This window comes from Hymenobacter terrestris, from assembly GCF_013377905.1.
GTDB lineage: Bacteria > Bacteroidota > Bacteroidia > Cytophagales > Hymenobacteraceae > Hymenobacter > Hymenobacter terrestris.
The window spans coordinates 1-1,243 of the sequence record NZ_JABKAV010000147.1; the positions used below are offsets into that span (position 1 = coordinate 1).

The 1,243-nt window shown below is 61.2% G+C and carries 1 protein-coding gene; it reads left to right on the forward strand.

The features are described from left to right. Window positions 1–75: 75 nt before the first annotated feature. Window positions 76–1,230, forward strand: a complete 1,155-nt coding sequence (locus HW556_RS18340; protein WP_176901562.1) for an ISAs1 family transposase — start codon at window positions 76–78, stop codon at window positions 1,228–1,230. The last annotated feature ends 13 nt before the right edge of the window (window positions 1,231–1,243 follow it).

The following is a 1,243-nucleotide window of genomic DNA, read 5'->3' on the forward strand; positions in this document are numbered from 1 at the left end:
CAGGGCTTACGCATCAAAACCAGAGTGAGGTATTGCGGGCTGACCTTTGTCTTTTTAGACATCGTCAATCCCTTCATGCTCAGCCACCTTCTTGATTCTTTTGCTACCCTGCCAGACCCGCGTTGCGCGGGCCGCACCCGGCACCGACTGCACGATGTGCTGGTCATCGCTATTTGTGCCGTCGTCGCCGGGGCTGAAACGTGGGTGGACATCGCCCACTATGGTCAGTTGAAGCAGACGTGGCTGACTACGTTTCTGGAGTTGCCCAGCGGAATTCCTTCGCATGACACGTTTCGGCGCGTGTTCTCCCTGCTCGACCCGCAGCTGCTCGAACAGTGCTTTCGGCAGTGGATGGCCACCACCGCCCCACCCCTGCCCCGCGAGGTCGTGGCCATTGACGGGAAGACGGTGCGCCGCTCCTTTGACCGGGGGCGGGCCCAGGGCCCGCTGCACGTCGTCAGCGCGTTTGCTACCGAGCAAGGACTGAGCCTGGGGCAAGTAGGGGTGCTAGGTAAAGGGCAGGAATTAGCCGCTATACCCGTGTTAATCAAAGGCCTGAAGCTTGCTGATACGATTGTTACAATCGATGCACTCGGCTGCCAGCGGGCCATTGCCCGGCAACTACTCGCCCAGCAGGCGGATTATATTTTTGCGCTCAAAGGCAACCAAGGACGCTATTACCGGGCCGTCAAAACCTATTGTCAGCGGAGTTGCGTCGAGCGCTGGGCCGAGCACCCCGCTGACTACGATGCTTTTGACCGCCGCCACGGCCGTTGGGTACGCCGCCGGGCCTGGGTGCTGCCGCTGGGCGAGGAATTGGCTGGATTGCGCACTTGGCCCGGCTTGCGAGCCCTCATCGCGGTCGAAACCATTCGGCAGGTGCAGCACCAGCCGGGCACGCACGTCGAGTGGCGCTACTACCTAACCAGTTGCCCCGATGCCCCCGCCGTGCTCATCCAGGCCATCCGTCGCCATTGGGCCATCGAAAACAGCCTGCATTGGGTGCTGGACGTGGTCTTCCGGGAGGATGAAGCCCGCAGTCGTGACCGGGTAGCGACTCGAAACTTCGCCGTCTTGCGCAAACTAGCTTTCAACCTCTTGCAGCAGGGAAAACACCAGCCTGGAAGCCTGCGGGCCCGACGACGGAACGCAGGCTGGAACGATAACTACATGACCCAACTCCTGACCCGAGCCCGCCAGAATGGCCGTGCGACTGCTCCCTATATTTGATGCGTAAGCCCTG